Source organism: Pseudomonas sp. MF7453 (genome assembly GCF_016405455.1).
In the GTDB taxonomy this organism is placed as follows: Bacteria; Pseudomonadota; Gammaproteobacteria; order Pseudomonadales; family Pseudomonadaceae; genus Aquipseudomonas; species Aquipseudomonas paralactis.
The window spans coordinates 39622-63845 of sequence record NZ_JAEKCN010000022.1; the positions used below are offsets into that span (position 1 = coordinate 39622).

Genomic DNA, 24224 nt, shown 5'->3' on the forward strand with positions numbered 1-24224 from the left:
GGTGTGTGAGCATCGAACCGATTAAGGTATAGCTCATTGCCAAAACCTTGGGTCAATTCCTCGCAAATGACCCATCCTCATCACAACAACGACTGGCTCCGTTTTTTCGATCATGCTGCATCAGTGAGATAAGAGTCGGCTATGAGGCCGTCTTCGGGAGCAAGCCCCCTCCCACATCGGCAGGCGCTTGAATCGGGTGACCGCTGGCGACAAAATCCTCCTTGCGCAACAGCACCAATGCCACCAACGACACCACTCCGGTGGCGACGTAGAAATACCAGGGCGAGGTAATGTCGCCCGTCACCTTGATCAACCAGGTGGAAATCAACGGCGCGCTGCCGCCGAACACCGCCACCGGCACGTTATAGGCCACCGCAATCCCGGTAGAACGAATCCGCGTCGGCAGCAGTTCACTCATCAGCGCATAGGTCGACGACGCGTATAGCCCGAACAAAATCGCCACCGCCATCAACGGAGCGAAGAACGACGCCGGGGTCGCGGTGGGGGCCGATTTGAACAGCCAGAACATCGCCAGGGTCGCCAACGTGCCGATCACCATCAGGAACGGCTTGCGCCCGTATTTATCAGTAAATGCCCCGCCAAACGGCATCACGAAGGCCGCCGAGAAACTGGCGACGAACACGTAGAGCAAGGTGGTGCCGCTGTCGAACTTGAGGATCTTGGCCATGTAGGTCGAGGCGAAGGTCAGCACCAGGTAGAAGATCGAGCTGTGCAAGGTGATGATGAAGAACACCAGGGCAATCGCGCGCTTCCACTGCCAGACTTCCCGCAGCGGCGCCCTCGACGTTTGCCCGGCGCGTTGCAGCGCCAGGAACTCAGGGCTGTCTTCAAGCTTGAGGCGGATGTACATGGAGATAAAGCCCAGGGGCGCAGCAATCAGGAGCGGTACGCGCCAAGCCCATTCCTGCATGACCTCGGCACCCAGCATCCAGGTCATGCCATTGGCCACAGCGCCGCCCAACAGCAAGCCGAGCACAGCGGTGACCATCAACCAGCAGGTGGCGAAACCGCGGCGACCGGGGCCTGCGTATTCGGAGATAAAGCTGGTGACGGTGCCGATTTCGCCGCCCGCCGAGAAGCCTTGCACGCAGCGCACCAGGATCAAGAGGATCGGCGCGGCGATGCCCAGGCTGGCGTAGGTCGGCAACAGGCCGAGCATCACCGTGGAGCCAGTCATCATCACCAGCGCCATGATCAGGGTTTTGCGCCGGCCGATCTTGTCTGCCAGCGGGCCAAAGAACAGCCCACCCAGCGGGCGGATAAAGAAGCTCAAGGCAAACGCGGCGAAGCTGGCCAACAGGCTGGTGGTGGGGTCATCGGAGACGAAAAACGCCTGGCCGATATAGACCGCGAGAAATCCATACACGCCGTAGTCGTACCACTCGATCAAGTGGCCCGAGGTGGCGCCGAGAAATGCCCGGCGGCGCTTGCGGACGGTGTCTGGTGCGGGATTGCCCATCGTGGGGACTCCTTGTCTGATTATCGATCCATGTTAAAGCGCGGCGATACTCGCTGCTTTCAACCACTGCCGCAAGTCGGTCTTGAGAATCTTGCCGTAGCTGTTTTTGGGCAAGTCGCTGCGCCATACATATTTTTTCGGTTTCTTGAACGAGGCCATACGCGCCAGGAACCAGGCGGTGAGTTCGCCCTCGTCCAGAGGCTGGCCGCTGCGCGTCACCACAAAAGCCACCACCGACTCGCCCCACTGCGCGTCCGGCTCACCCACCACGCACACTTCAAATACCTGCGGATGCTGGGCCAGCACTTCCTCGACTTCACGGGGGTACACGTTGCTGCCGCCGCTGATGATCACGTCCTTGGAGCGATCCGTCAGGGTCAGGTAGCCGGCCGCGTCGAGATAACCGATATCACCGGTCAACAGCCAGCCGTCCACCAACGTTTGGCCAGTGGCCTGCGGGTTGCGCCAGTAGCCTTGCATCACTGTGGCGCCACGCACCGCGATTTCGCCGCGCTCGCCGGTGGGCAGTGGTTGGTGCGTGGCATCAAGAATGCGGATTTCCACGCAAGACTGCGCATGGCCCACCGAAGCGGCCAGGCTATCCCAGTCGGGGCGCTGGCGTTCGGCAATCACTGTACGGGGCAACACGCTGATGGTCATCGGGCTCTCGCCCTGGCCGTAGATCTGCACCAGGCGCGGGCCGAAAGTATCGACAGCTTCGCGCAGATCAGCCAGGTACATCGGGCCGCCGCCATACACGATGGTCTTGATGCCTGCGCCATGATAATTCTGGCGCCGCGCCTGTTCGACCATGCGTTTGACCATGGTCGGCGCGGCAAACAGCGACACATTGCCCACGTGCTCGGCCAGCCCGAACAGCTCGGCGGCGTCGAAGCCATGGGAGGCCGGCACCACGTGGCGGGCGCCGCAGCGCACATGGATGAAGTTGTACAGGCCAGCACCGTGGGACATCGGCGCGGCATACACCGCGGCATCGTCGGCGCTGACCGCATCGACATCCGTGGCGTAGCACAGCGACATGGCGACCAGGTTGCCATGGGACAGCATCACGCCCTTGGAACGCCCGGTCGTGCCGGAGGTGTAGAACAACCAGGCGAGGTCCTGGTCCCGGCGTAGCACCGGTTGCTCCAGGGTCGGCCAACCACGATTGGGGGGGAGCAGATGGCCGTCCAGTTCCTTGCAGCGCGGCGGTAAATCCCGCGATGAAAACACTCGGCCGCCATCGGTAAAGATCAACCGAGCTTCGGCATTATCGGCAATCCACGCCGCTTCGCTGGGGTGCAGCTTGGCGTTGATCGGCACTGCCACGGCGCCCATCCACCAGATGGCATAGAGCAATTCCAGGTAGTCGCAGCTGTTTTTCATCAGCAGCGCCACCGCGTCCCCGGGCACCAGGCAGTGCTGGTCCACCAGGTGCGCGGCGCGTTGGCGCACGTGGGCGGCGAAGGTGGCGTAGTCGGCCACCTGGGTGGTGCCGTTGAACAGCGCCGGGCGTTGCGGGGCCCGACGCTGGGTGTCGTGCAGCCAGTTGGCAATGTTCATGGCTCAGCTCCGGCGTGCTTGCAGGACCGACGCGTAGTTGGCCACCGCCATGCCGCCCATGTTGAACACCAGGCCGAACTCCGGGTTGGGTACTGCCAGGCCGATCGGTTCGCCGGTCAATTGCCGGAACGCCAAAGCATGCATGGACACACCCGTGGCGCCGACCGGATGCCCCTTGGCCTTGAGCCCGCCGGACAGGTTCACCGGCAAACGCCCGCCGGCACGCACCACGCCGCTGTCGAGTACGCGATGCCCTTCGCCCTTGGGCGCCAGGCCCATGGCTTCGTAAATCAGCAACTCGGCAATGGTGAAACAGTCGTGCACCTCGGCGAAGCTCAGGTCTGCCAGGGTCACATTCGCTGCGCGCAACGCTGCATGGATCGCGCGTTGCGGGCCTTCAAAGGCAAGGATGTCGCGCTGGGCGATGGGCAAGGTGTCATTGACCTGGGTCATCGCCCGGATCTGCACTTCGCGGCGAAACGCCCGTGCACGTTTGGGCGAGGCCAGGATGATCGCAGCAGCGCCATCGCTGATCAGCGAGCAGTCTGTCAGGCGCAGGGAATCGGCCACGAACGGGTTGCTTTGGGACACATTGTTGCAGTGCTCGAAAGTCATCTCCCGATGCATCTGCGCCAGCGGGTTGGCCATGGCGTTGGAGTGGTTCTTGGTGGCGATGGCGGCCATTGAGCCCAGCGGGCAGTGGTAGCGCTCGGCATATTGGCGGGCGGCGCGGCCGAACAATTGCGGGAAACTCAGGCCGGCTTCGGCCGGGTCGTTCTGGTAGCCGGCGCCGGCCAGGGCTTGGGTGACGGCGGCGGTGCTGGTGTGGGTCATCTTTTCAGCGCCCACCACCAGCACCAACTCGGCGCTGCCGGAGAGAATCGCATGGACTCCCGCCTGGATCGCCGCCGAACCCGAAGCGCAGGCGTTTTCGCAGCGGGTGGCAGGTTTGAAACGCAGCCCGGGGTCAGCCTGCAACAACAACGAGGCGGCAAACCCGTCGGGCACCAACCCTGAGTTGAAATGCCCCAGAAACAGCGCGTCGATTTGCGACGCATCAATTGCAGCGTCGTGCAGGGCTTCACGGGTAACCTGGACGATCAGGTCTTCCAGCGTGGTGCCTTCCAGGCGACCAAAACGGGAGTGACCAGCGGCAACAATGGAGACGCAATCAGCAGGCATAATCAATTTCTTCTGTTCTTGATCCGGACTTTACTTACAATGACCCACCCCTGGTCCCGCGCCAATTCGTGTAACTACTTACATGGGTAAGTAGCGCGCCAGGGAACCGAACAACGAGGCAGGATGCCCCATGAACATGCTTGCACAGCAATTCCCCGACCTCGAACGCCTGGCGTTCAAGCTGTCCCCTGCCCCGCAGATCGTCACCAGCGACCGGGTGATACTCGACTGCAACGATGCCTTCCTGAAGCTGTTCGGCTATACACGCCAGGCGCTGGTCAATCAGTTGACCCTGCTGATCTACCCGTCCCAGGCCGACTACCACGCCATCGGCAAGCGCAGCCATGACTGGCTGCTCGACAGCGACAACGGCTTCTACTCCGATGAACGCTTCATGCAGCACCACAATGGCGAAGTGTTCTGGGCCAAGTCCCACGGCTACACCCTCACCCCCAAAGACCCGTTCAAGCTGATGATCTGGCACTTCGAACGCCTGGACCGCCAGCATCAGGGCACCGGCGACCTCACGCCGCGGGAGCGGGAGATTGCCATGCACATCGTCAATGGCTTCAAGTCCAAGGAAATCGCCCTGCGCCTGGCGATTTCCCACCGTACGGTGGAAGTGCACCGGGCGCGGCTGATGAAGAAGTTGCAGGCCAAGACCGTGGTGGAGCTGGTGTCGAAGATCATTCTGGTGGCGTGACAAACAACATCTATTGAGCAGGCTGCCCTCCCACGCCTGCCCCATTTCAATCCAACAGCCGATTCAGCTGCCTTATCCCCCTTTTCAGCTTTCCCGGCTGAGCTGCCCCGCTGTTTCAGCCGGGATCCTTCCACCCTATGGCACAAAATAGCGTCACAAGATCCCCCATGGACCCGTGCCCCCATGCAAACCACCAACACCGTCCTGATGATTCGCCCGGCGCGCTTTGCCTTCAACCCGGATACCGCGATCAACAACCGCTTTCAACGCCCGCCGCCGGACCCGCTCAGTGCACAGCACAAAGCGCTGGAAGAATTCGACGGCTATGTCGACACCCTGCGCCGGCACGGCGTGGAAGTGCTGGTGGTGCAGGACACCCCGGCACCTCACACCCCGGATTCGATCTTCCCCAACAATTGGTGGAGCAGCCACGCCGACGGCAGCCTGGTGCTCTACCCCATGCAAGGCCAGAACCGACGACTGGAGCGCAACAAGGGCGTGCTGCAAGTGCTGGAGCAGCGCTTTGCGATCAATACCACCATCGACCTCAGCCACCTGGAACAACAGGATATCTTCCTCGAAGGCACCGGCAGCATGGTGCTCGACCGCCAGCACCGCATCAGCTACGCCTGCCATTCCGGGCGCACCCATCACGCGGCGCTGCGCCAGTTTGCCGAACGTCTGGACTACCAACTCTGCGTGTTCCACGCGCTGGACCGTCACCACGCGCCGATCTACCACAGCAACGTGATGATGAGCGTCGGCCGCGACCTTGCAGTGGCGTGCTTGCAAGCCCTGCCCGACGAGGGCGAACGCCTGGCCCTGGAGCGCTCCCTGCGCGACACCGGCAAGGACATCCTCGCCCTCGACTTCGACCAGTTGGAAGCCTTCGCCGGCAACATGCTCGAAGTCCACGACCGTGACGGCCAGCCGCTGCTGGTGATGTCTGCCAGCGCCTGGCGCGCATTGCAACCGGCGCAGCGCCAGCAGGTGGAGCGCCATACGCGGCCAGTGGTGGTGAATATCGACAACATCGAACGCATCGGCGGCGGCAGTGCCCGTTGCATGCTGGCCGAAGTGCATCTGCCGGTGCGCCCCTCATTTCAATAAGGAGTCTTGCCATGACCCGTTATATCGACGTCAACGACCTCAGCTACCTGGTTTCGCAAAAAGGGTTACAAACCTGCATCACCGAGATGGCCGAGTACATCCGTGCCGACTACCTGCGCTGGCAGGACTTCGAGAAATGCGCACGCCTGGCCAACCATTCGCCGGATGGCGTGATCGAGTTGATGCCTGTCTCGGACGCCTCGCTGTACGCCTTCAAATACGTCAACGGCCACCCCAAAAACACCCTGGCCGGTATGCTGACCGTGATGGCCTTTGGCGCCTTGGGCGATGTGGACACCGGCAAACCCGTGCTGCTGGCGGAAATGACCCTGACCACCGCCATCCGCACCGCTGCTACCTCGGCCCTGGTCGCCCGCTACCTGGCGCGCGACAACAGCCGCAGCATGGCGTTGATCGGCAACGGCTGCCAAAGCGAATTCCAGGCCCTGGCCTTCCACGCCATGCTCGGCATTAACGAAATTCGCTTGTTCGATATCGACGCCAGGGCCACCGCCAAACTCGCCGCCAACCTCAAGGCATTCCCGGCGATCAAGGTGATCCTGGCTGATAGCGTGGCCGAGGCGGTCAAAGGTGCGGATATCGTGACCACCGTCACCGCCGACAAGGCGTATGCAACCATCCTCACCGACGAGATGATCGAACCGGGCATGCACCTCAATGCCGTAGGCGGCGATTGCCCGGGCAAGACCGAGCTGGACCGGCGCATCGTTGAACGCGCCCGGGTAATCGTGGAGTACGAACCGCAAAGCCGCATCGAAGGTGAGATCCAGCACATGCCTGAAGATTCGCCGGTGACCGAGCTGTGGCAAGTGATCAACGGCCAGAAGCCCGGCCGCGAGAATGCGCGCCAAATCACCCTGTTCGACTCGGTGGGTTTTGCCATCGAGGACTACTCGGCCCTGCGCTATGTACTGGACGTCGCCAAGGCGCTGGACGTGGGCAGCGAACTGGAACTGGTACCCGACCTGGCTGACCCCAAAGACCTGTTTGCCCGCCTGGCCCAGCAGCCGGTCGCACAGCAGAAAAAGCGCGCCTGAGAACGCTCTGGCCTGCCGCTTTGCGTCGAGGGTGGGCCGGACCTTCCTGGGTTAAAAGCCGATTCGGCGGGTTAAACAGCCGATTACGCTGCATTGTCAGTTTTAACAGCGCAATTTGCGCTTTATGCAGGGGGTAAACGACACAAAAAACGCACCATCATGAAGCATTCTCTGCTCCCAGTTATTCACTGCCCTGACATCAATTACAAAATATAGGGACCTCCACATGACTCCACTGCGATCACTCTTCGCTGCGTTGCTGTTGCCTCTGTGCGCCACCGCCGCCCACGCCCAGGACTGGAAGGAAATCCGTTTTGGCGTGTTCCCCGAATACCCACCCTTCGAATCCGTAGCCGCCGACGGCAGCCTGCAAGGCTTCGATATTGAGTTGGGCAACGCCATCTGCGCCAAGCTCGAAGTGAAATGCACCTGGGTACACAACGAATTCGACGGCATGATCCCGGCCCTGCGTGCGCGCAAGTTCGACGCCATCATGTCCTCCATGGCCGTGACCCCGGCGCGTGAAAAAGTCATCGACTTTACCGACCGCCTGTTCCTTAGCCCCACCTCGGTGATCACGCGCAAAGGCGCCGACTTCGGCGATACACCCGAATCGCTCAAGGGCAAGCAAGTGGGCGTGCTGCAAGGCTCGCTGCAGGAAGCCTACGCCCGTGCGCACCTGGCCAAGCTGGGCGCACAGATCAAGGCGTACCAATCTCAAGAGCAGAACTACGCCGACCTGCAAAACGGGCGCCTCGACGCCACCCTGACCGACAAGCTCGAAGCCCAGCTCAACTTCCTGTCCAAACCCGAAGGCGCCGACTTCAAGACCGGCCCGGCCTTCAAGGACCCGACCCTGCCGCTGGACATCGCCATGGGCCTGCGCAAGAACGACCAGGCACTGCGTGAGCTGATCAACAAAGGCATCGCCGCCGTCCAGGCCGATGGCACCTACGCCCAGATCCAGAAGAAATATTTTGGCGATCAGGACATCTACAACGAGTAACCGGCAACCCGTGCCCCTGTGGGAGCGGGCTTGCCCGCGATAGCGGTGCTTCAGGCACCCACGCCGTGACTGCACCACCGTTATCGCAGGCAAGCCAGCTCCCACAGTAAATCCGTGCACTCCTTCGAGATCTTCCCCATGAACGAACTCCTCAACCTGCAAGGCTACGGCCCCATGCTGGCCCAGGGTGCCTGGATGACGCTCAAGCTGGCCTTCCTCGCCCTGGCCTTGAGCCTCACCCTGGGCCTGGTCGCCGCGGGCGCCAAACTGTCCAGCACCAAGTGGCTGCGCGTGCCGGCCACGCTGTACACCACGCTGATCCGCAGCGTGCCGGACCTGGTGTTGATCCTGCTGATTTTCTACAGCCTGCAACTGTGGCTCAACGACCTGACTGAAGTGTTCGGCTGGGACTACTTTGAAATCGACCCGTTCACCGCCGGGGTGGTGACCCTGGGCTTTATCTACGGCGCGTATTTCACCGAGAACTTTCGTGGCGCGATCCTCAGCGTGCCGGTGGGCCAACTGGAAGCCGCCACCGCCTATGGCCTGAGCCGCTGGCAGCGCTTTCACCTGGTGCTGTTCCCGCAACTGATGCGCTTTGCCCTCCCGGGCCTGGGCAATAACTGGCTGGTGCTGCTCAAGTCCACGGCGCTGGTGTCGATTATCGGCCTGTCGGACCTGGTGAAGGCCGCGCAGAACGCCGGCAAGTCCACCAGCGAGCCGTTGTACTTCCTGATCCTAGCGGGGCTGGTGTATTTGCTGATCACCACCCTCTCCAACCGCATCTTCAAGCGCCTCGAACGGCGCTACAACCTGGGCATCAAGGGGATGGCGCGATGATCGAACTGTTCCAGCAATACGGCCTGGCCTATCTGTTCAGCGATGGCAGCGGCTTGTCCGGCGTCGCCATGACCTTGTGGCTGTTCATCATCTCGGTGGTACTTGGCTTTTGCCTGTCGATTCCTTTGGCACTGGCGCGGGTTTCGCAGCATGTCTGGCTGCGCTGGCCGGTGGAGATCTACACCTATCTGTTCCGGGGCACGCCGCTGTATATCCAGCTGTTGATCTGCTACACCGGGCTATACAGCCTGGAAGTGGTGCAGGACAACGCCTTGCTCAACCAGTTTTTTCGCAATGCGCTGAACTGCACCTTGTTGGCGTTTGTGCTCAATACCTGTGCCTACACCGTGGAAATTTTCGCCGGAGCGATCCGCAATATTCCCCACGGCGAAATCGAAGCGGCACGCGCCTATGGCCTGCACGGCTGGCGGCTGAATCTGTTCGTGGTGGTACCTGCCGCCTTGCGCCGCGCATTGCCGGCCTACAGCAATGAAATGATCCTGATGCTGCACGCCACGTCACTGGCGTTCACCGCCACCGTCGCCGACATCCTCAAGGTTGCCCGCGATGCGAATGCCGAAACCTTCCTGACCTTCCAGGCGTTCGGTATCGCCGCCCTGCTCTACATGCTGCTGTCCTTTGCACTGGTGGGCCTGTTCAGGCTGGCCGAACGTCGCTGGATGCGTTTTCTTGTTCCTACCCGAGGCTAACCCATGAATCAGTCCGCGCAGGCCCTGGCCGCTTATCCGGTGGATGTACCGGTTGTCGAAACTGCAACTGCTGCCATCAAGCTTCAAGTCGAAGGCATTCACAAACGCTACGGCGACCACGAAGTGCTCAAAGGTGTGTCCCTGAATGCCCGTCAAGGCGATGTGATCAGCCTGATCGGCGCCAGCGGCTCGGGCAAAAGCACCATGCTGCGTTGCATCAACTTTCTGGAACAGCCGGACGCAGGCGTCATCACCCTGGACGGCATCAGCATCGAAATGCAGCAAGGCCGCGCCGGCACCCGCGCGCCGCACCAGGCCCAACTGCAAAACCTGCGTACGCGCCTGGCCATGGTATTTCAGCACTTCAACCTGTGGAGCCACATGACAGTGCTGGAAAACATCACCATGGCCCCGCGCCGGGTGCTGAACGTCAGCGCCGCCGAAGCAGAAAAACGTGCGCGCCTGTACCTGGACAAAGTCGGCTTGCCTGGCCGCGTGGCGGATCAATACCCGGCGTTCCTCTCGGGTGGTCAGCAGCAGCGCGTGGCGATTGCACGGGCATTGGCGATGGAGCCGGAGATTATCCTGTTCGACGAACCGACCTCTGCCCTGGACCCGGAACTTGTAGGCGAAGTGCTCAAAGTCATACAGACGTTGGCCGAGGAAGGCCGTACCATGCTGATGGTCACCCACGAAATGGGCTTTGCCCGTCAGGTGTCCAGCCAAGTGCTGTTCCTGCACCAGGGCCGAGTCGAGGAACACGGCGGCGCCGAGATCCTCGACCACCCCAACAGCGAACGCTTGCAGCAATTTCTTTCCAACCGTTTGAAGTGAACTCATGGATACCAAGGCCAACGGACCCCATTCCTCCCCTGCGCTGGATCGCATCGACGAGGCGATCATCGACGTACTCAGGCACCAGGGGCGCATCACCTATGAAAAGCTCTCGTCACTGGTGCACCTGACCCCCAGACCCTGCCTGGAGCGGGTGCGCAAGTTGGAGCGACGCGGGGTGATCCGCGGGTATGGGGCGATCATCGACGTGCAGATGGTCTCACCAGGGCTGTCGCTGCTGGTGCTGGTGGCCTTGTCCAACCAAAGCGGGCGCTCAGCGCAAAAGGCCTTCGAGGCCTGCGTCAAAGCCTGCCCGCAGGTATTCGAATGCCAACTGATCAGCGGGCCGTTCGACTACAGCCTGCGTATGCGCTGCCGGGATATGGAACATTACCGGGTGCTGACGGAGATCTGGTTGAACAATGATGAGTTGCACATCGATAAATTGGTGGCGCATCCGGAGTTGGCGGTAGTCAAGAACACCGCGACCGAACTGGCCTGACTCCCACTCCCCCAGGCTGCGAAAATCAAATGTGGGAGCTGGCTTGCCTGCGATAGCGGTGCATCAGTCATCTCACATCTGACTGGTCGACTGCCATCGCAGGCAAGCCAGCTCCCACATTGACCGGGTTTGCAATTCTTTTGCCTGGCTTGGCCCCCACCAATTTCGCCTGCCCATCCTTCTGCTTGCCCGTACGCGCCTCGCTGATCAACCCTGGGATCAACTTGCCCTCCGGCAAATTCTTCCAGAACCGGCTGGGCAAATGCCCTTCCATGACCTTGGGGTTCAACCGCGCCGGGTTGAAGATATGGCTGTAGTAGGTCAACCACATGGCGCTGTGTGGATCTTCGACATTCTGTGCCAGTTGCTGCCACGCCTCGGGGCAGCGGCGTTGATGAACAAGCTGCTCGCCGTCGTAATACACCCCGTCCAGGGGCGTGGCGATCATCCAGCGGTGGCGGCCCATGCGCCCGACAAAGTGCTGGCTGGCGCTCTTTAGAATGTCGTGGGCCGGTTCATGCCAGGCCACGTATTCCGGCAGTTCAGGCCCCGCCTCGGCCGGCAGGGCAATAAAGCGCACAAACGCGTGCAGGTGATGGGCCTCGCGGCTGACTTGCTTGATGCGCCGCTGCAACTCACTGCCCAGCTTGTCCCCGGCGAGCATCGCGGTGCGATCACCGTGGCTGACCCGCCACAACACTTCATACAGCAAGCTCCAGCGTTGATCACCGTGATAACAGGCGGCGGACTCCAGCAACGCCAACAGCGCCTTGGGAATCCGCGCCTGAAACGGCCCCAGCCCTGGCGGGATCGGCTCATCGGTGGCGAACAGGTCAGCCGCTTGTGCCTCGCCCCAGCTCACCTGGCTGGGGTCGACCTGATGGCTGAGCAGCCAGCGCGCCTGTTCGCGCCAGGTGCTGAACAGGTTGTCGCATTCCAGGCTGATCATCCCCACAGCCCCATCTGTTGCGGCTGCGGACGGTCGCGCAATTGTTCGCGCAGCAACACGCTGGTGCTCTCGGCCTGTTGCGGGTGGTAGTCACTGGTAATGAAGAACGGCTTGGCCTTGGCCAGTACGCAGCGCATACGCGCCAGGTCTTCGAAGCGGATCTTGCGCTCGCGGCGCAGGTCCACCAGGCGCTGGGTGGTGCGCAGGCCAATCCCGGGAATGCGCGCAATCAGGGTGGGCTCTGCGCGGTTCAGGTCCAGGGGGAACACCTCGCGATGCTCCAGGGCCCAGGCCAGCTTGGGGTCGATGTCCAGGGCCAGGTGGCCGGGGCCGGCAAACAGCTCCGTGGCGCTGAAACCGTAGCTGCGCAGCAGGAAATCGGCCTGGTACAAGCGGTGCTCGCGCATCAACGGCGGCGCGGCCAGGGGCACGCTTTTCGGGCTGTTGGGGATGGGACTGAACGCCGAGTAGTACACGCGGCGCAGCTTGAAATTGCCATACAAGGCTTCAGCCCCGTGAAGGATGGTGCTGTCATCGGTGTCGTCCGCGCCGACGATCATTTGCGTGCTCTGCCCGGCCGGTGCGAAACGCGGGGCGCGAGGCTCGTTGAACACCGTCTGTTCACCGGTATAGATGGTCTGCATGGCCTGCTTGATCGACACAATCTGCTTCTCCGGCGCCAGGGTCTGCAGGCTGGCCTCGGTGGGCAGTTCGATATTCACGCTCAGGCGATCGGCATAGCGACCGGCCTCGGCGATCAGAGCGGGGTCGGCATCGGGAATGGTCTTGAGGTGGATATAGCCGCGAAAGTCATGCTCTTCGCGCAGCAACCTGGCGACCCGCACCAGTTGCTCCATGGTGTAGTCCGACGAACGGATGATGCCCGAGCTGAGAAACAGCCCGCTGACACAATTGCGCTTGTAGAAATCCAGGGTCAGGGTGACCACCTCTTCCGGGCTGAAACGCGCACGGGGCACGTCGCTGGAACGGCGGTTGACGCAATACTGGCAGTCGTAGAGGCAAAAGTTGGTGAGCAACACCTTGAGCAGCGACACGCAACGGCCATCGGGCGTGTAGCTGTGGCAGATGCCCATGCCATTGGTGGAACCCAGCCCCGCCTTGCCCTCGGAACTGCGCTTGGGCGCGCCACTGCTGGCGCAGGACGCGTCGTACTTGGCGGCGTCGGCGAGGATGCTGAGTTTTTCGATCAACTGCATGGAGGGGCTACCGATACTGGTTTTTTGTACAGTACCAATAGCCACACGTTGTCACAAGTGCCGTCTGTAGGAGCGAGCTTGCTCGCGAAGAACGCAAGAGCGCCGCGTTCACTCAGATGAAGCGCGTTATCGTTGACGTGCTTCGCGAGCAAGCTCGCTCCTACAGAGGGGATCGGTCAGCTGGCAGTGGCCAGAAGCAAATCCTGCACCGACCGCGCCTTGCCATGGTGACGGTCCAGCGCATACAACGACGCGGCAATCTCATCGGCGCGAATCGGCAGCACCGACAGCAAGGTATCACTCAAACCATGGCTGGCCTGGCTGAAGCCCTGGATGTAGATACCGGCCTTGCAGCGCTCGTCGGTGACGATGCGGTAGTCGCGGGCCACTTCGAAGTCGCCCATATAGGCGTGCAGCGGTGCCAACAGTTCGCGGTGCATCTGGCGCTCGTAGCCGGTGGCGAGGATCACGGCGTCGTAGTGGTTGACGCTGGTTTCGCCCGTGGCATTGTTGCGCAACACCAGTTCGATACCCAGCGGCCCGGGCGTGGCCTTCTCCACCACGGTCATGGTGCGAAACGCCTGGCGGGCAATGCCGGAGACTTTCTGACGGTAAAAAATTCCGTAGATGCGCTCGATCAGGTCCAGGTCCACCACCGAATAGTTGGTGTTCTGATATTCGGCGACCAAACGCTCACGCTCGGCACCGACTTGCTGGAACACCAGGTCAGTAAAGGCCGGCGAGAACACTTCGTTGACGAACGGGCTGTCATCGGCCGGTTTGAGTGCCGAGCCGCGCAGGATCATATCGACCTGTACCGACGGGAAGCTGTCATTGAGGTCGATAAAGGCTTCGGCCGCACTTTGGCCACCACCGATCACCGCAATGCGCATCGGCTTGCCGTCCACGCAGGGCTGGCTCGCCATGCGCTCCAGATACTGGGAATGATGGAACACGCGGCTGTCGCCCTTGAGCGCCTTGAACGCTTCGGGAATACGCGCAGTGCCACCGGCGCTGACCACCACCGAGCGGGTGGTGCGCACATGCTGCTCGCCTTGTGCATCGCGGGAAATCACGCGCAAGGCCTCCACCTGCTGCTGATGCAGGATCGGCTCGATGGCCAGCACTTCCTCACCGTAGTGGGCCTGGGCCTGGAACTGCCCGGCCACCCAGCGCAGGTAGTCGTTGTACTCCATGCGGCAGGGATAGAAAGTACCCAGGTTGATGAAGTCCACCAGGCGATCGTGGGCCTTGAGGTAGTTGACGAAGGAGTACGGGCTGGTGGGGTTGCGCAGGGTCACCAGGTCCTTGAGGAAGGAAATCTGCAGTTCACTCTGGGTTACAAGGGTATTGCCGTGCCAGCGGTAGTCGGCTTGTTTGTCGAGAAACAGCACGTCCAGCTTGCCCTGGGCCTTCTCACGCTCCTGCAGGGCGATGGCCAGCGCCAGGTTCGAAGGGCCGAAGCCGATACCGATCAGGTCGTGAACCGCGGGCGAAGCAATTGCCTGTGTCATTCCAGTGTCCTCTGGATAAGCCCCTTGGCGGTGGGGCGGGAATACCTTCATGGCCTGAACAACAGGCCGTGTGTTGATAGGAAACGAGGACAGTGAAATAAAATTTAACTAACCGGCGATCAGTGCGCTTCCCACTCGCGCATACGCACCCGGCAATGCTTCATGGCGTTGACGATGTGTTTTTCCACCAGGCTGCGGGAAATCCCCAGGCGCGCGGCGATTTGCACATGAGACAGGCCTTCCAGCTTGCGCAGCAGGAAGCTGTCGCGGCACGCCGCCGGCAACTCGGCCAGGGCACGCTCAAGCATCTCGAGACGCTGGCTGTGGTCGTGACAGGCGTGGGGTGAACAGGGGGCGAAACGTTCTTCGCTGTCCAGCACCTCAAGCGGCTCGGACTGACGCAAGGCATTGCGCCGGTGGCCGTCGATCACCAGGTTCAATGCCGTGCGGTAAAGAAACGCGCGCGGCTGTTCGATCGGGGTATCGCTTACGCGCTCCAGTACCCGCACATAAGCGTCATGCACCACATCTTCGGCCACCTGACGGTTGCCCAGCTTGGCGTTCAGGAAACACACCAGCTCGCGATAGTAGTTTTCCAACATGACTCCTGACCCCACGGCCTTGGTACAAACGACACCCCGCCCCTGTAGGAGCGAGCTTGCTCGCGAAAAACCCAAGAGCGCATCCCTTTACCTGGATGCGCTCGCAATCATTGGCGGTTTTGCCATCACCGATGATGGCAGTTTGTGAGAGTGTGCAATTTATAGTAATTCTCATCTACTTTTAAAGAAGTCTTGCACTCACGTACGGTTTTTTTCGCCGACACAGCTGTTACTGCGTGTGTAAACGCCTAAATATTCGCGCATTTTTCTCGTATAACAGTCAGCTCTTCGCCACTTCGGCCCCCTTTCCCTGGCTGGAACCAACGCATGAAACGCCCTCGCCCCGCCCGCCTCGCCCTGCTCGCCGTGGCGTGCCTGATCCCCATTGTTGCGCTGGCTGCCTGGCAGCTGTTGCCGTCGGCTCGAGATAGCATGCCCACCGTCACTGTGGTGCGCGGCAACATTGAGAACAGCGTCACCGCACTGGGCACCCTGCAACCGCGACGCTATGTGGACGTCGGCGCCCAGGCCTCCGGGCAGATCCGCAAGATCCATGTCGAGGCCGGTGACCAGGTCAAGGAAGGCCAGTTACTGGTAGAAATCGACCCTGCCACGCAACAAGCCAAACTCGACGCCAGCCGCTACGCCATCGAAAACCTGGAGGCCCAGTTGCAGGAGCAGAAAGCCCAGCATGAACTGGCGCGCCAGAAGTATCAGCGCCAGCAACGCCTGAGTGCCGGTAACGCCACCCGTGAAGAAGACGTGCAAACTGCCAAAGCCGAACTGAGTGCGACCCAGGCGCGGGTCGACATGTTCAAGGCCCAGATCCGCCAGGCCCAGGCCAGCCTGCGCAGTGATGAAGCAGAGCTGGGATACACCCGTATCTACGCACCGATGACCGGCACCGTCGTTGCCGTGGATGCGCGGGTTGGCCAGACCCTCAACGCGCAACAGCAAACCCCGCTGATCCTGCGCATCGCCAAGCTGTCGCCCATGACCGTATGGGCCGAAGTCTCCGAGGCCGACATCGGCCACGTCAAACCCGGCATGAGCGCTTATTTCACCACGCTGAGCGGCGGCAGCCGGCGCTGGAGCAGTACCGTGCGCCAGATTCTGCCCATCCCCCCCAAGCCCCTGAACGAAACCCAGGGCAACGGCAGCCCAAGCAGTTCCGCCAAGAGCGGCACAGGCCGAGTGGTGCTGTACACCGTGCTGCTGGACGTCGACAACGCCGATAACGCGCTGATGGCAGAGATGACCACCCAGGTGTTTTTCGTCGCCGGCCAAGCCAGGGATACCCTGACCGTGCCCGTCGCCGCCCTGCAAGGCACCTCCGGCACCGAATCGCAAATCGCCCGGGTGGTCGCCAAAAACGGCGCCATCGAGGAGCGTAAGGTGCGCCTGGGTATCAGCGACCGTCTGCACGTCGAAGTGCTGGAGGGCCTGAACGAAGGCGATCACCTGTTGATCGGTCCGATTGATAGCAATGGGGGTTGAAGTGACCACGCCCCTGATTGAGCTCAAAGGCATCCGCAAGTCCTACGGCGGCGGCGACAGCCCGCAAGTCGACGTATTGCGTGGCATTGACCTGTCGATTCATGCCGGGGAATTCGTCGCCATTGTGGGCGCTTCGGGTTCGGGCAAATCGACGCTGATGAATATCCTGGGCTGCCTCGACCGCCCTACCGAAGGCGACTACCTGTTCGCCGGCGAAAACGTCGCCCACCTGGGCAGCGACGAACTGGCGTGGCTACGCCGCGAAGCCTTTGGTTTTGTGTTCCAGGGCTACCATTTGATTCCCTCGGGCTCGGCCCAGGAGAACGTCGAGATGCCGGCGATCTATGCCGGTATCAGCGCCACTGAACGCCATGCTCGCGCCAAGGCGCTGCTCACCCGCCTGGGCCTGGCCGAGCGCACCGCCAATCGCCCGCACCAGCTTTCCGGCGGCCAACAGCAACGGGTATCCATCGCTCGCGCGCTGATGAACGGCGGCCATATCATCCTCGCCGACGAGCCCACCGGCGCCCTCGACAGCCACAGTGGCGCCGAGGTCATGACCCTGCTCGACGAACTGGCGAGCCAGGGCCATGTGGTCATCCTGATTACCCACGACCGCGAAGTGGCGGCGCGGGCCAACCGCATCATCGAGATTCGCGACGGCCTGATCATCAGCGATTCGGCTGAAACCAGCGCGGTGAAACCCACCGTAACGGCTGGCGCCTTGCACGCTGTGGACCTGCGCCAGCGCCTGGCCGACGGCGCCGAGCATAATGGCGCCTGGAAGGCCGAACTGGTGGACGCGGTACAAGCGGCCTGGCGGGTAATGTGGATCAACCGCTTCCGCACCGCCCTGACCCTGCTGGGGATCATCATCGGCGTAGCTTCTGTGGTGGTGATGCTGGCAGTGGGCGAAGGCAGCAAGCGCCAGGTTATGGCGCAGATGGGCGCGTTCGGCTCCAATATCATCTACCTCAGCGGTTCTTCGCCCAACCCGCGTACGCCGCTGGGTATCGTAACCCTGAGCGATGTCGCGGCCCTGGCGACCTTGCCTCAGGTCAAGCGCATCATGCCGGTCAATGGCACCGATGCGGGCGTACGCTTCGGCAATGTCGACTACATGGCGTATGTGGGCGGCAACGACACCAACTTCCCGGACATCTTCAACTGGCCGGTGGTCGAGGGCAGCTACTTCACCGAGGCCGACGAACGCGCGGCAGCCACGGTCGCCGTGATCGGCTCAAGCATCCGCGCGAAACTGCTCAAAGACGTAGCCAACCCGATCGGCCAGTACATTTTGATTGAGAACGTGCCATTCCAGGTGGTTGGCGTGCTGGCGGAAAAAGGCTCCAGCTCCGGCAACAAGGACAGTGACGACCGTATTGCCATCCCTTACAGCGCCGCCAGTGTGCGCCTGTTCGGCAGCTACAACCCCGAGTACGTGGCAATTGCCACCACCGATGCACGCAAGGTGCATGAAGCCGAGCGCGCCATCGACCAGCTTATGTTGAAGTTGCACAACGGCAAGCGCGACTACGAGCTGACCAACAATGCCGCGATGATCCAGGCCGAAGCGCGAACCCAGAACACCCTGTCGCTGATGCTCGGCTCGATTGCCGCGATTTCCCTGCTGGTGGGCGGCATCGGCGTGATGAACATCATGTTGATGACCGTGCGCGAACGCACCCGCGAAATCGGTATCCGCATGGCCACCGGGGCGCGCCAGCGCGACATCCTGCGCCAGTTTCTCACCGAGGCGGTGATGCTCTCTGTGGTCGGTGGCCTGTTCGGTATCGCCCTGGCATTGCTGGTAGGCGGTGTGCTGCTGCTGGCTGAAGTGGCGGTGCAGTTTTCCCTGGTGGCGGTGTTCGGCGCGTTTGGCTGTGCGCTGGTCACCGGCGTCGTATTCGGCTTTATGCCGGCCCGTAAAGCTGCCCGGCTCGATCCGGTTAAGGCGTTGACCAGTGAATAAACGATCCATCGCACCGCAACTGTCGGTGCTTAGCCTGTGCCTGTTACTCAACGCCTGTGCCGGCACCCCGCCTACCCTCGACAGTGGCATTGCTGCGCCCGCTGCCTGGCAATATGCCGAGCGCGACGCCGACCAGGCCATCAACCAGCGCTGGTGGACGCAGTTTGGCAGCCCTGCGCTGAACAGCCTGATCGACCAGGCCCGGCGCGACAGCTTCGACGTGGCTGCGGCCATGGCGCGGGTGCGCCAGGCCCAGGCCACAGCGGTGATTGCCGGCGCACCGTTGCTGCCCGAGGTGAAGTTCAACCTCACCGCCAGCCGTCAAAGGCTGTTGCGCGGCAGCGGCAACTCGGACCTGGACGCCACCGCGAGCAACAGGACCGTCAACAACTATGACGCCAACCTCTCGGCCAGCTACGAAATCGACTTTTGGGGTGGCCGCGCCGCTGCGCGCGACAGCGCTGTACATAGCCTGCACGCCAGTGAGTTCGATCGGGCCAACGTGGAGTTGACCCTGCTCAGCAACGTCGCCGACCGCTATGCGCAAACCCTGGCAGCGCGCCAGCGCTTGCAAATCGCCGAGCTGAACCTGGCCAATGCGCGCAACGTGCTGAACCTGGTGCAAACCCGCTACGACGCCGGTTCCGCCACGGCCCTGGAGTTGGCACAACAGAAAAGCCTGGTGGCCAGCCAGCAACGGCAACTGCCGCTGATTCAGCAATCGGCCGAAGAATCGCGCATCACCCTCGCCGCCTTGCTCGGCCAGCCCGTGCAGGCCCTGGCGCTGGGCAACGAGCCGTTCCAGGCGCTGACCTGGCCGAGTATCGGCCCCGGCGTGCCTAGCCAATTGTTGCGCCGACGCCCTGATATCGCCCAGGCAGAGGCACAGCTGGCGGCGGCCAGTGCCGACGTCACGGTGGCCCGTGCGGCCATGTTGCCCACGGTGACGTTGGGCGCAACCCTCGGCTCGGGTGCGAACAAGGCTGAAGAGATTTTGCGCAGCCAGTTCTATACCTTGACCTCGGGCCTGGTCGCACCGATTTTCAACAACGGTCGCCTGAGCGCCGAGCGTGACAAGGCCCGGGCACGCCAGGATGAACTGCTGCAAACCTACCGCGGGGAGATCATCAACGGCTTTGCCGATGTGGAAAAAGCCCTCAGCAGCCTGACGCGCCTGGACCAGCAACGCCAATGGCAAAGCGAAGAACTGCAACAGGCGCAGACGGCCTTTGAGATTGCGCAAAGCCGCTACGAGGCTGGCGCCGAAGACCTGCTGACGGTGCTGGAAACCCAACGCACCCTCTACGCCGCTCAGGACCTGAACGTGCAACTGCGCCTGGCGCGACTGCAAGCCAGTATCGCGCTGTACAAGGCATTAGGGGGTGGCTGGAAGACCGATAGCTGATAAGCGAAATCGGTATTTCTTACACGAACTGTTTCTTAGCCTTACATTTTCCACACCCAGGTCCTTGGTAAAAAAGCCGTTACATACGGCTGCCCCGGACCTCGTGATGACACCCAGCGTTCTTGTAAAAAGCCTGGTCTGCATAAGCTGCTGGCTGATAGCACATGCAGCGCGCGCCGAGCCCCTGATCGCGCCCACTGCAATCGACTGGCTGTTGGATTGCCCCCTCACTGCCACTGCGCGTCTGGACCCTGAGGTGGTCGGGCGCACCCAATGTGGCCTGGTCAGTGTGCCCCGGGACCACGCGGCCCCTGGACGCGGTCGTATACGCCTGAGCGTGACGCGTGTGGGCGCAAGGCAACCGCTCAACCGTGAGGGGGTGGTGTTCATCCAGGCGGGCGAACCGCCCCAGCCCGCCAACGCACCTTTTGTGCTGCAGGTGGCCAGCCGCTGGGAGTCGCTTGCCACCCGCGCTTATCGCACGCTGGTCGACCGTTATGACGTGATCGAACTGAGCACCCGTGACCTGCGCCAGCCAAACGCGGTCGAGCAGGCGGCGCTGGACATGGAATACGTGCGCGGGCAGCTCGGCGAAGCGCGCCTGCACTACCTGGGCAGCGCTGCCGCGACCCGCCTTGGCAGCCGCTACGGCACGCTGTTTCCCGAGCGCATTGCACGCATGGTGCTGATTAATGCAGAGCCTGGCGACCCCATCGCCGCAGGCGTCGAGCAGCTATTGCTCAAGGAGTCCAGGCACTCGGGGGGCGACGGCTGTGTCAGCCGCTGGCTGGGGGATTTCCTCGCCTACGGCAAACAGCCACCAGCGTCCGCACGTTGCCTTGACCTCGGTGCCTGGGAGTAACCGGCGCATTTGCGACCTGTTGCCATCGAAAACGACACCCTGCGTTGACGCTCCGATGCAATCGTTATTAAGTGCTATTTATCCGCATTAATACGATAAATCGCACCCATGCTGACTCGCCCGCTACGCCGCAAACGCCAGAAGCTGTCCGATGTGATTGTCGAGTCGGTCAAGCGCTCGATCGTCACCGATGCCTTGAAGCCCGGCGACCGCCTGCCCACTGAGCGCGAGCTGATGGAAAGCTTCCAGTGCTCCAAGGGCTCGGCGCGCGAAGCGCTCAAGGCGCTGGAGGTCGAAGGGTTGGTCAGTACGCGCACCGGCCCCAGCGGCGGGGCCTACCTGAACCAGGCCGGCACCGAACCGGCCAGCCGCGCCTTGCGCAATTACCTGCACTTTCAGCACCTGGATGGCGAGCAGGTCTACCAACTGCGCAAGGTCATCGAAGTGGAACTGGCAGTGTCGGTGCTCGGGCGTTTGAGCGAAGACGATTACGTTGCCCTGCAAGCCAATGTGGATTTTTGCAGCGCTCCCGAGGACAGCGAAGCCGGCCAGCGCGAACAGCGCCTGGCGGAACTGGAGTTCCACAACCTGCTGGCCCGGGCCTGCCCCAACCCACTGCTGAGTTTTATGGCGCAGTTTCTCAATGACCTGCTGCGCGACCTGGTGGTGCTCAAGAAAGCCTACAAACCCAAGCGCAAGCAGTTCGACGCGGCCAACCTCGATTATCACAAGCAACTGCTGATCGCCTTTCGCGCCGGGGATGAAAGCGCGGTGCGCAGCTTGATGCATGAACACATGTGCGATGCCGAACACCATATGACCGCGCTGGAAGGCCAGGTGAGCCCGCACTTCCTTCTGGAGTTTGATCACCGTTAGGAACAACACCCGATCAATGTGGGAGCTGGCTTGCCTGCGATGGCATCGGCTCGGTCCCCCTGTAACACCGAGGCGCCCGCATCGCAGGCAAGCCAGCTCCCACATTTGACCGTGTCCATCTGTTGAACCGAGTTACCCAATAACAAGCCTGCCCACAGGCCCTTGCTCCACCGTATCGCCCTTGCCGCTCCTGCCAATAACTAAACCAGGGAGTCACCCCATGCAGCGTCGTACGTTATTGAAAGCCAGCCTCACCGCAGCCGCCGCCCTCAGCTTGCCGCTGAGCGTGCGTTCGGCCTTTGCCGCCGAGCCCTTTACCTTTTACGGCCTCAAGTCCATGTCTGGCGCGTTTGCCAGCTACGGCAAATTTGCCGACATGGGGTCGCGCCTGGCCGTGCAACAGCATCCCGAGATCCTCGGCCGCCCGCTGACCTACAAGGTTATCGACACCGAAGGCAACGCCGGCAAGGCGGTGCGCAAAGTGCAGGAGGCGATCGCGCAGGATGGGGCTCGGTTCTTCCAGGGCTGCACACTGTCGTCTTCCGCCCTGGCCGTGGCCAAGGAAGTCGACAAAGTCGGCGGCGTGTTCATGACCCCGGTGGGCGCCGATGAAGTCACCGGCAAGGATTGCAATAAGGCGACTTTCCGCTGGTCGGTGCCTACCTACGGCGCGATCCGCGAAACCATGGTGCCGCTGATCAAACTGCTGCCGGACGCCAAACGCTGGTACACCATCACCCCGCAATACGTATTCGGCGAAGCCTTGCTTGAAGGCGCCAAAAACGTGCTCAAGGAGCACGGCCTGGAACACGTGGGCAACAGCTACCACTCGCTGCAGGAGCAGGAATTCTCCGGCTACCTGACCAACGCCATTTCCACCCGGCCCGACGTGCTGGTACTGCTCAACTTCGGCAGCCAGTCCTCCAACACCCTGCGCCAGGCCGTGAACTTCGGCATCAAGGAGCGCATGAAGGTGCTGCTGGTATGGTCGGCCGGCCTTGACCAATTCCAGGAGTTGGGCAGCGATGTGCTCGAAGGCGTGTACCTCGGCGCGCAGTACTGGCATCAGGTCGATACGCCCCTCAACCGCGAACTAGTCAAGCTGACCCAGACCAAATACGGCATCAACCCCACCTACCCCCTGGCCGCCGACTACATCAGCACCAAAGTCATGCTCGACACCATCATCGCCACCGGCAGCCTCGACGGCGCGACCGTGGCCAAGGCCATGCAGGGCTTGAGCTATGAAGGTCCGACCGGCAAGGAGTCGATCCGCGCCGGCGATCACCAGGTGATCAAGGATTACTACCTGCTGATCGGCAAGGCCAGCGGCGACATGGCCGACAAGGACGACCTGGCCAAGGTGCTCAGCGCCGGCCAATCGTTCCCGCCGGTTGAGGCGACGGGCTGCTCGCTCGGCTGACCGCTTACATTTTGTCACGCAGGGCCGCGCAAGCGGCCGTCTGCGGAGGGTTCCTGCATGCTTGATTTGTACCTGTTCCAGATTCTCAACGGCCTTGGGCTGGGGATGATCTACTTTCTGATCGCGGTCGGGCTGACGATCATTTTCGGCCTGCTCAACTTCGTCAACTTCGCCCACGGCGCGTTTTTCCTGCTCGGCGCCTACATCTGCTACACCGCCGTAAGCCTTACCGGCAGCTTCTGGCTGGCGCTGCTCGTCGCGCCGCTGGTGGTGGCTGCCCTGGCCTGGGTGATCGAGCGTTTGCTGATCCAGCGGATCTACCACTTGCCGCATATGTTCCAGATTCTGGTGACCCTGGGGATCGCGCTGATCATCCAGGAAGCCAGCGTGATGATCTGGGGCCCGGTGGGCAAAAGCGTCGCCGTACCGGAATTGCTGCGCGGCGTGCTGGTGGTGGGCGATTTCGTCTACCCCTACTACCGCCTGTTTCTGATCGTATTTTCCGGGTTGGTCGGCCTGGGCCTGTGGCTGCTGCTGGAACGCACGCGCTTCGGCGCCCTGGTGCGCGCCGGCAGTGAGAGCACTGAAACCGTGTCACTGCTGGGCACCAATATCTTCCGCCTGTTCTCCATGACCTTTGCCCTCGGCGTGGCCCTGGCCGGTGTCGCCGGAGTGTTGTTCGCGCCGTTGCGCGGTGCTCAGCCCTTTGTCGGTCCGGAGATTCTCGGGGTGGCGTTCGTGGTGGTGGTGATCGGCGGCATGGGCTCGTTCAGCGGTGCGCTGGTCGGCGGTTTGCTGGTCGGCGTCGTGCAAAGCCTGATGACCACACTCTGGCCCCAGGGTGCGAGCCTGATGATCTACGGCGCGATGGCCGTGGTGATTCTGGTGCGCCCTTACGGCCTGTTCGGGAGAGCCTGAC

General features: G+C 62.0%; 22 protein-coding genes. 15 read left to right on the plus strand and 7 right to left on the minus strand.

Annotated features, from left to right (window positions below):
• Positions 1-139: 139 nt before the first annotated feature.
• From JFT63_RS26015 to JFT63_RS26025, 3 genes are read right to left on the minus strand one after another with little or no spacing between them, the layout of a single operon-like run.
• The gene (locus tag JFT63_RS26015; RefSeq protein WP_198845053.1) at positions 140-1480 is read right to left on the minus strand and encodes an MFS transporter; all 1341 of its coding nucleotides are present in this window, start codon (positions 1478-1480) and stop codon (positions 140-142) included.
• Between the two features lie 33 nt (positions 1481-1513).
• Positions 1514-3043: a class I adenylate-forming enzyme family protein gene (locus JFT63_RS26020; protein ID WP_198845054.1), complete on the minus strand. Its 1530-nt coding sequence runs from the start codon at positions 3041-3043 to the stop codon at positions 1514-1516.
• Positions 3044-3046: 3 nt separating this feature from the next.
• Positions 3047-4225: an acetyl-CoA acetyltransferase gene (locus JFT63_RS26025; RefSeq protein WP_057704499.1), complete on the minus strand. Its 1179-nt coding sequence runs from the start codon at positions 4223-4225 to the stop codon at positions 3047-3049.
• A 130-nt stretch (positions 4226-4355) separates the two neighbouring features.
• On the opposite strand from JFT63_RS26025, the gene JFT63_RS26030 reads away from it, so the two are divergent.
• The 8 genes from JFT63_RS26030 to JFT63_RS26065 all read left to right on the plus strand — a co-directional run bounded on the left by JFT63_RS26030 (position 4356) and on the right by JFT63_RS26065 (position 10988).
• The gene (locus JFT63_RS26030) at positions 4356-4928 is read left to right on the plus strand and encodes a LuxR C-terminal-related transcriptional regulator (protein WP_057704498.1); all 573 of its coding nucleotides are present in this window, start codon (positions 4356-4358) and stop codon (positions 4926-4928) included.
• A 183-nt stretch (positions 4929-5111) separates the two neighbouring features.
• Positions 5112-6038, plus strand: coding sequence for a citrulline utilization hydrolase CtlX (gene ctlX, locus JFT63_RS26035; RefSeq protein WP_057704497.1), 927 nt, complete (start codon positions 5112-5114; stop codon positions 6036-6038).
• Between the two features lie 11 nt (positions 6039-6049).
• A complete protein-coding gene (locus JFT63_RS26040; protein ID WP_057704496.1) occupies positions 6050-7096 on the plus strand; it encodes an ornithine cyclodeaminase in 1047 nt (348 codons plus the stop codon).
• Positions 7097-7322: 226 nt separating this feature from the next.
• Positions 7323-8102 carry an ABC transporter substrate-binding protein gene (locus tag JFT63_RS26045; RefSeq protein WP_057704495.1) on the plus strand — a complete coding sequence of 260 codons (780 nt, stop codon included), beginning with the start codon at positions 7323-7325 and terminating at the stop codon, positions 8100-8102.
• Between the two features lie 138 nt (positions 8103-8240).
• Complete coding sequence (locus JFT63_RS26050) at positions 8241-8942, plus strand: ABC transporter permease (protein ID WP_057704494.1); 702 nt, start codon at positions 8241-8243, stop codon at positions 8940-8942.
• Positions 8939-9652, plus strand: coding sequence for an ABC transporter permease (locus tag JFT63_RS26055; protein ID WP_057704493.1), 714 nt, complete (start codon positions 8939-8941; stop codon positions 9650-9652). The genes JFT63_RS26050 and JFT63_RS26055 overlap by 4 nt, the downstream gene beginning before the upstream one ends.
• Before the next feature lie 3 nt (positions 9653-9655).
• Positions 9656-10486: an ABC transporter ATP-binding protein gene (locus tag JFT63_RS26060; RefSeq protein ID WP_202889065.1), complete on the plus strand. Its 831-nt coding sequence runs from the start codon at positions 9656-9658 to the stop codon at positions 10484-10486.
• Positions 10487-10490: 4 nt separating this feature from the next.
• Entirely contained in the window at positions 10491-10988 is a 498-nt protein-coding gene (locus JFT63_RS26065) for an Lrp/AsnC family transcriptional regulator (RefSeq protein WP_005787545.1), read from the plus strand.
• Between the two features lie 67 nt (positions 10989-11055).
• Here the strand turns inward: JFT63_RS26065 and JFT63_RS26070 are convergent, their stop codons facing one another.
• From JFT63_RS26070 to JFT63_RS26085, 4 genes are all read right to left on the minus strand, one after another.
• Positions 11056-11937, minus strand: a complete 882-nt coding sequence (locus JFT63_RS26070) for a TIGR03915 family putative DNA repair protein (protein ID WP_198845055.1) — start codon at positions 11935-11937, stop codon at positions 11056-11058.
• On the minus strand, positions 11934-13154 hold the full coding sequence (locus tag JFT63_RS26075; protein WP_198706485.1) for a putative DNA modification/repair radical SAM protein: 1221 nt from the start codon (positions 13152-13154) through the stop codon (positions 11934-11936). The genes JFT63_RS26070 and JFT63_RS26075 overlap by 4 nt, the downstream gene beginning before the upstream one ends.
• Positions 13155-13330: 176 nt before the next feature.
• Positions 13331-14668, minus strand: a complete 1338-nt coding sequence (locus JFT63_RS26080; RefSeq protein WP_186560242.1) for a lysine N(6)-hydroxylase/L-ornithine N(5)-oxygenase family protein — start codon at positions 14666-14668, stop codon at positions 13331-13333.
• A gap of 119 nt (positions 14669-14787) precedes the next feature.
• Positions 14788-15270 carry a sigma-70 family RNA polymerase sigma factor gene (locus JFT63_RS26085; RefSeq protein ID WP_269835584.1) on the minus strand — a complete coding sequence of 161 codons (483 nt, stop codon included), beginning with the start codon at positions 15268-15270 and terminating at the stop codon, positions 14788-14790.
• Between the two features lie 327 nt (positions 15271-15597).
• Here JFT63_RS26085 and JFT63_RS26090 point away from each other — a divergent pair, with 327 nt between their 5' ends.
• The 7 genes from JFT63_RS26090 (at position 15598) to JFT63_RS26120 (ending at position 24223) form a co-directional block, all read left to right on the plus strand.
• Positions 15598-16767: an efflux RND transporter periplasmic adaptor subunit gene (locus JFT63_RS26090; RefSeq protein WP_198845057.1), complete on the plus strand. Its 1170-nt coding sequence runs from the start codon at positions 15598-15600 to the stop codon at positions 16765-16767.
• Positions 16757-18739 (plus strand): MacB family efflux pump subunit, encoded by a 1983-nt coding sequence (locus JFT63_RS26095; protein ID WP_198845058.1) that lies wholly within the window; start codon positions 16757-16759, stop codon positions 18737-18739. The genes JFT63_RS26090 and JFT63_RS26095 overlap by 11 nt, the downstream gene beginning before the upstream one ends.
• The gene (locus tag JFT63_RS26100) at positions 18732-20144 is read left to right on the plus strand and encodes an efflux transporter outer membrane subunit (protein WP_198845059.1); all 1413 of its coding nucleotides are present in this window, start codon (positions 18732-18734) and stop codon (positions 20142-20144) included. The genes JFT63_RS26095 and JFT63_RS26100 overlap by 8 nt, the downstream gene beginning before the upstream one ends.
• A gap of 106 nt (positions 20145-20250) precedes the next feature.
• A complete protein-coding gene (locus JFT63_RS26105) occupies positions 20251-21006 on the plus strand; it encodes an alpha/beta hydrolase (protein ID WP_198845060.1) in 756 nt (251 codons plus the stop codon).
• Between the two features lie 108 nt (positions 21007-21114).
• The gene (locus JFT63_RS26110) at positions 21115-21882 is read left to right on the plus strand and encodes a FadR/GntR family transcriptional regulator (protein WP_057704485.1); all 768 of its coding nucleotides are present in this window, start codon (positions 21115-21117) and stop codon (positions 21880-21882) included.
• A 220-nt stretch (positions 21883-22102) separates the two neighbouring features.
• Complete coding sequence (locus tag JFT63_RS26115) at positions 22103-23305, plus strand: ABC transporter substrate-binding protein (RefSeq protein ID WP_186560245.1); 1203 nt, start codon at positions 22103-22105, stop codon at positions 23303-23305.
• 57 nt (positions 23306-23362) lie between these two features.
• A complete protein-coding gene (locus JFT63_RS26120) occupies positions 23363-24223 on the plus strand; it encodes a branched-chain amino acid ABC transporter permease (protein ID WP_057704483.1) in 861 nt (286 codons plus the stop codon).
• The last annotated feature ends 1 nt before the right edge of the window (position 24224 follow it).

Coding starts and splice junctions, on each gene's coding strand:
- JFT63_RS26090 (WP_198845057.1), top strand. CDS start 15,598: ATGAAACGCCCTCGCCCCGCCCGCCTCGCCCTGCTCGCCGTGGCGTGC.
- JFT63_RS26085 (WP_269835584.1), bottom strand. CDS start 15,270: ATGTTGGAAAACTACTATCGCGAGCTGGTGTGTTTCCTGAACGCCAAG.
- JFT63_RS26075 (WP_198706485.1), bottom strand. CDS start 13,154: ATGCAGTTGATCGAAAAACTCAGCATCCTCGCCGACGCCGCCAAGTAC.
- JFT63_RS26040 (WP_057704496.1), top strand. CDS start 6,050: ATGACCCGTTATATCGACGTCAACGACCTCAGCTACCTGGTTTCGCAA.
- JFT63_RS26025 (WP_057704499.1), bottom strand. CDS start 4,225: ATGCCTGCTGATTGCGTCTCCATTGTTGCCGCTGGTCACTCCCGTTTT.
- JFT63_RS26045 (WP_057704495.1), top strand. CDS start 7,323: ATGACTCCACTGCGATCACTCTTCGCTGCGTTGCTGTTGCCTCTGTGC.
- JFT63_RS26070 (WP_198845055.1), bottom strand. CDS start 11,937: ATGATCAGCCTGGAATGCGACAACCTGTTCAGCACCTGGCGCGAACAG.
- JFT63_RS26095 (WP_198845058.1), top strand. CDS start 16,757: ATGGGGGTTGAAGTGACCACGCCCCTGATTGAGCTCAAAGGCATCCGC.
- ctlX (WP_057704497.1), top strand. CDS start 5,112: ATGCAAACCACCAACACCGTCCTGATGATTCGCCCGGCGCGCTTTGCC.
- JFT63_RS26065 (WP_005787545.1), top strand. CDS start 10,491: ATGGATACCAAGGCCAACGGACCCCATTCCTCCCCTGCGCTGGATCGC.
- JFT63_RS26030 (WP_057704498.1), top strand. CDS start 4,356: ATGAACATGCTTGCACAGCAATTCCCCGACCTCGAACGCCTGGCGTTC.
- JFT63_RS26015 (WP_198845053.1), bottom strand. CDS start 1,480: ATGGGCAATCCCGCACCAGACACCGTCCGCAAGCGCCGCCGGGCATTT.
- JFT63_RS26080 (WP_186560242.1), bottom strand. CDS start 14,668: ATGACACAGGCAATTGCTTCGCCCGCGGTTCACGACCTGATCGGTATC.
- JFT63_RS26105 (WP_198845060.1), top strand. CDS start 20,251: ATGACACCCAGCGTTCTTGTAAAAAGCCTGGTCTGCATAAGCTGCTGG.
- JFT63_RS26060 (WP_202889065.1), top strand. CDS start 9,656: ATGAATCAGTCCGCGCAGGCCCTGGCCGCTTATCCGGTGGATGTACCG.
- JFT63_RS26050 (WP_057704494.1), top strand. CDS start 8,241: ATGAACGAACTCCTCAACCTGCAAGGCTACGGCCCCATGCTGGCCCAG.
- JFT63_RS26110 (WP_057704485.1), top strand. CDS start 21,115: ATGCTGACTCGCCCGCTACGCCGCAAACGCCAGAAGCTGTCCGATGTG.
- JFT63_RS26020 (WP_198845054.1), bottom strand. CDS start 3,043: ATGAACATTGCCAACTGGCTGCACGACACCCAGCGTCGGGCCCCGCAA.
- JFT63_RS26115 (WP_186560245.1), top strand. CDS start 22,103: ATGCAGCGTCGTACGTTATTGAAAGCCAGCCTCACCGCAGCCGCCGCC.
- JFT63_RS26120 (WP_057704483.1), top strand. CDS start 23,363: ATGCTTGATTTGTACCTGTTCCAGATTCTCAACGGCCTTGGGCTGGGG.
- JFT63_RS26055 (WP_057704493.1), top strand. CDS start 8,939: ATGATCGAACTGTTCCAGCAATACGGCCTGGCCTATCTGTTCAGCGAT.